Source organism: Bacteroides sp. 11BF, assembly GCF_019633765.1.
Lineage (GTDB): Bacteria > Bacteroidota > Bacteroidia > Bacteroidales > Bacteroidaceae > Bacteroides > Bacteroides hominis.
Map to the genome: position 1 here is coordinate 1 of NZ_JAFKPJ010000099.1, position 352 is coordinate 352.

General features: G+C 45.7%; 1 protein-coding gene. It reads right to left on the reverse strand.

The annotated features are described in order from the left end of the window. The coding region (locus tag JZY04_RS21125; RefSeq protein ID WP_280230558.1) for a transcription termination/antitermination NusG family protein at positions 1 to 203 on the reverse strand (203 nt) is incomplete at its 3' end. Positions 204 to 352: the final 149 nt, after the last annotated feature.

A 352-nucleotide genomic window follows, 5' to 3' on the forward strand; every position in this document is an offset into this window, starting at 1 on the left:
TCACTGCGGGTGGCATAAACAAAAACCAGGTTGTGAACAACAGGAACCAGTTTGCGGATCTTACGCTCACCACGGAATACGTATTCGTAGCGCATGGGAAGAAAATTCTTCACTCCACGGGAGTCCAGGTATTCCTTAAAGGCAAGCTCACGACTATAGGTGATACGAAGGGCGTACCAGGATTTATCAATACTCTTGTTCACGAAAGGATATGATTGGGGGACACCGGGGTAGTGAAATACCTTCCGGTCAAGTTTGCTAATTCTGTTATTTGCCTTGCAGCGTATATCATTTCATCAGGTACTCCCCTATCGCAGGAGAGACGGTTTGAAAAGGGATTCAGAGCAAAAAA